We start from the raw sequence: 4,414 nt of genomic DNA, 5'->3' as shown, positions 1-4,414 counted from the left end.
ACCAGTGTCCAATCGTTATTCACAGAATATTCGGCTCTTACGGCCAAAACCTCACGGCTCATGGTATGGGCAGATCAGAATGGAATATTCTTTTTCGCCGATTCCTTTACCGGCACAACTCATAATAAAAGGTGGAACAACTTCCAATCAGGTTTCATGGATTGGTTACCTAACCCGCAACCGGTTCTTGCACCACCTAATCTGCTTGCTACCCAAACATTTTTTTCTCGTCGTAGTTTACTTGCTCCTTTATTATGTAATAACATGCCCTGGCCAGCTTATTGCTCAAGGCTTTCGTTGCCAGAACTACATGGCTCTTTGACGCCTTCCTCTGATGCCATTTCCTTCCCTTTTCGCAAAATCTTACGTGAAAATGCGCTGCCTCCACATACGCCCACGCAAGGTATTTATTCCCGTTCTTACGGTTTCCTTTCCCTTTGCTCTTACCATTCGATAATTTTTTGCCGATACGCATCTGCAATAAGATGAATACATCCCCACATCACTAAATCGCTCTATGTTCCCAGTCTCCAGCATTATCGTCATTGCCAGGATTTCGCCTATCCCAGGCACCTTGAGCAATTTCTTATACGGCTTCTTTAGCTTCACCTCCTTTAATACCGCTTTCTCTATCTTGTATATCTGCTTATTTAATACCTCTATTACCTCGTGATCGCACTGTGCTGACATGGTCAAATGCACGTCGCTGAACATCCCCATTACCTCTTCGTTACTCAGCTTCTTTATCGTATCACCGCTTATCGGTACTCCTTTGTTACGGTTTACCCATCGTTTGCATACTCAATATATGCGCTGTCCTTTGTTGTACCAACATCATCCGCTTCCTCAGTAAATCCCTCACTGACCGCGTCTCTTTGGGATAAATATATCCCTCTGGTAATATCTTTAACCGTAACATCTTTGCCAACCAAAACGAATCCCTCGTGTCGTCAATGTACTTTAATCCCTCATACTGCTGCATTGCCGATGTATTTGCCAGGTGTACCTGATAGCCTGCCTCCATCAGACCATCCACTATCCAGTACCAGTTAAAGGTCGATTCTACTACTATACCCTTTATTTCTTTTTTGTATGGCTCCTAATACGCGCTTTATTTCATTGATGTCATTACGGTTTCTCCTCTTGAATACCTTCCGATCCTCCTCATCGAGTATTCCAATATAATTATTATCACCATGTAAATCTATTCCTACGAAATATCCCATTGCTCGCTCCCTCCTTACTTTGTTATTATTTAACAATCGCCTTTCACGGTATCCTCCATTTTACCATGAAGAGTGCGCTCGGAGGTGCGCTTCTATATGATTATCAGGTTTGCAACCTGAACCAAACGTTTTATACTTTCAATCCAGCCTTCTATTAGCAGAACAAATGACAAATAAATTCCAGATTCCAAACAGTCATCATGTTTCATTTGCAACACCCGGAAACGATGAAAATGGTTTTATAACCCTATCGTGTTGTAGTATGTGTACTTAAACTATTTTTTTGTAGTCTTACTTTAGAGTCGGAAACATCTGGCATTTCTGTTTCTGTACCGGTTCAAATGTATAGGGCCATCCAAAAAGTATCAGCTTGTCATTGCAAGGGTCTCTCAGCTTGTCATTGCGAGGGTCTTTTCCGAAGCAATCAGTATACTACGAGATATTTCGTGACGTAAGAAACGCCATATCGCAGGAGAAGCAAATTAAGAGGTGGCTCAAGGGCTTAAAAAATAGAATTAATTAATGGAATGAATGCAGGATGGAAGGATCTCTATGACGGTTTATGAGATTGCTTCGGAAAAGACCCTCGCAATGACAAGCTGAGACCCTCGCAATAACAAGCTGATACCCTTGTAATGACAAAATAAGTCACCAGTCATCATGTTTCATTTGCAACACCCAGAAACGATAAAAATGGGCTTATAACCATATCGTGTTGTAGTATCTGTATTTAAACTATTTTTTGTAGTCTGATTTTCGAGTCAGGGATTTTGTGCATTGGAATTTTACCGCAGTACATGGCCCCATTATACGCATAAACTCATAGGTTCAGGTTGCAAGCCAATGTCATTAAGTTAAGAATTATTGTAACACTTTGGTTTTTAAAAAAAACGTATTACCGATAAGCTCCGTAGGAGCAACCTGTTTGTAGATAGGATACCATAACAGATCGTAGAGACAGGTTTGAAACCTGTCTCTATAATCAGGAGCGGCCTGTCTTCCTGTCAATCATATACAGGCCGCTCCTACGGAGCTATTTACCTGTTGAATTTTATTGCGCTACTAAACAGACCGCCCCTAAAGGGGCTACATTGTTTTTTATGTCCCCTTGGATTTTTCAAATATAGTCAAACAAATAAGGTTTTCGAAAAATTTACACACCCCCGGCCCCTCTTTTAGGGGGAGATAAGAAGTCCCCTCTATCAAGAGGGGATTTAGGGGTGTGTTTGATAATATGCCTAGTCAAATAAATCTGTTTTTTAGAGAAGCCATTTTATCGCCAAATCTCTAAAATCATATTTGTTTGGCTATAACTAAAGGCACTGTCCAAAAATAATTTGGTATTTTTATTAATTTAGTTAAGTGAAATTGTATAATTCCAATCTGGCAAGACACTGTGTTTGTTTATGTTTATTTCTTTCATTTGGTCATCAGTGATTTTGATTCCTTTTTGGTATTCTTTCTCGTTAAGAATGGTTTGTACGAGAAGACCCGCTGTTGTTGTAGTGCCAGCAATTAAACTTAGCATAACATCATAAGACCTCAAAGGATTCCCCTCCCAATTTTTACTGATAAAACTAAACAGACGATGTTCTACCGGATTCCATTTTGATGCTCCTGAGGGATAGTGGCAAATCCTGATGGAGAGTCCGTAAACTTTACAAATATTTTGATAAAGCGCATATTTCCACAACCGGGGACGAAATCCGTTGCTCCCTCCTGCGTCACAAAGAATAAGGAGTTCTTTTGCGCATGGATACCTCTTCCAACCAAATTCATCCAGCCAAATCTTAATTGACTCGACTGCAAATTCCGGTGTGTCATAGGACGTACCAACAATAACTGTCCCTAGATTAGTCAGCAATTCATAGATACCAAACGGACATCCAACACCAATTGCCTGTGAACGAAAATCATGGGCCAAAACTTCATTTACTATTTTTGTCCACGCCTTGCCCTCATTTCTGAAATTACCTATCAATTCCTTTTTCTTACTGTCAACACTGATTATTGGCTGACCAGAATCTTCAAAATACTTTTTTGTCTCATTAATAATTTCAAACTGTCTATTACGGTCCGGATGACGTGTCTCTGCTATCGTTTTGCGATTTACTCTCAGAGAATAATCCATGTCCTTAAGAAGCTTACTAACTGTTGTTGCACATACGCTTACACCTCTATCACCGCATTCTTTTTTTAGAGTACGTGTGCTTCTTCTCGTCCATATTTTCCTTTACCCATTGGGTCTCCTGCAGTATCGCCCTCCATCAATTCTTCAAGAAGTTTTACCACATCAGTTTTTTTTTAATCGAAGAACGACCTGCACCAACCTTACGTATCCGTCCCGGTGTAATGTTCTTACTGAAAGTTCCCGACGCCCTTGGCAATTGTTTTTACATTTATGCCGGTTAGCTGTGAAAGTCTTAAATCGCCGCCATGTCCCAGTTTCATTGATTCTAAACCAAGATAAAGCCGTTTCTGCCTTTCATCAAGTATGGAAAGAAATGTCTGCAGGCAATCCGTAACCACTTCACTCCCAAAGCCGGGAATTAATACCTTTTCTTCCTTACAAGCACACAACATGATTGACTGTTTACGTCTGGCGAGTTGATCCGTACCTAACACCTTGGAGATAGACCAAATATTCTCCGGCAATCTGCTCGCGCAAGACCCTCCAGATACCACTTAATTGAGTCAGTGCATTAAAAGACTCGCACATGTACCTGCAGTTTGAAGCTCCGAGGGCAAAATAACCTTCTTCCTGGGATTTATTAATGATGGCCTCGAGGAGTATCTACAAGACTTCCTTGTTGAGAAAAATATATTTTGATTGAAACTCAAATGCCATATCCCATTATAGCTTGCAAGTGTATCCAGTGTATGGTATTTGCCCGCATGGGAATAACTCGCACGATGTCCGAGCGATTTTAAGCTACCTCGAAAACCCGTTGCTTTTGAAGTCGTTCCCAAAGCTTCTTTGATACTGTCCAGAGTTAAAACGACATCCCACTGCTGAATAGTCTCAAGAGCTTGCGATGAGAATGTAGCTAAGCGCATAATGACACCATTAGGATTAATGCGCCGGATAAAATACCACTTAATCCTAATGTTATCATAATGGCTGGAGGGTGTCAATGCCTATATTTACTAGTTGTAACGGCTATTACCGTGACATACACAAAGACACT

Annotated in this window: 5 protein-coding genes; all 5 read right to left on the bottom strand. The window is 40.7% G+C overall.

All coding sequences use genetic code 11. The features are described from left to right. Positions 1-363: 363 nt before the first annotated feature. Positions 364-720, bottom strand: a complete 357-nt coding sequence (locus M5U24_RS08415; RefSeq protein WP_298202172.1) for a transposase — start codon at positions 718-720, stop codon at positions 364-366. Between the two features lie 55 nt (positions 721-775). Further along, a complete protein-coding gene (locus M5U24_RS08410; protein WP_298202170.1) occupies positions 776-1,024 on the bottom strand; it encodes a hypothetical protein in 249 nt (82 codons plus the stop codon). Between the two features lie 25 nt (positions 1,025-1,049). Beyond that, complete coding sequence (locus M5U24_RS08405; protein WP_298202168.1) at positions 1,050-1,226, bottom strand: hypothetical protein; 177 nt, start codon at positions 1,224-1,226, stop codon at positions 1,050-1,052. Positions 1,227-2,580: 1,354 nt separating this feature from the next. Then, positions 2,581-3,453, bottom strand: coding sequence for an ISAzo13 family transposase (locus M5U24_RS08400; RefSeq protein ID WP_298202174.1), 873 nt, complete (start codon positions 3,451-3,453; stop codon positions 2,581-2,583). 131 nt (positions 3,454-3,584) lie between these two features. Then, a complete protein-coding gene (locus M5U24_RS08395) occupies positions 3,585-3,881 on the bottom strand; it encodes a hypothetical protein (protein ID WP_298202166.1) in 297 nt (98 codons plus the stop codon). Between the last annotated feature and the right edge of the window lie 533 nt (positions 3,882-4,414).

It is taken from the genome of Candidatus Kuenenia sp. (assembly GCF_027493735.1).
In the GTDB taxonomy this organism is placed as follows: Bacteria; Planctomycetota; Brocadiia; order Brocadiales; family Brocadiaceae; genus Kuenenia; species Kuenenia stuttgartiensis_A.
Note: the sequence above shows the minus strand (reverse complement) of the source record. Positions and strands in the feature narration are given on the sequence as shown.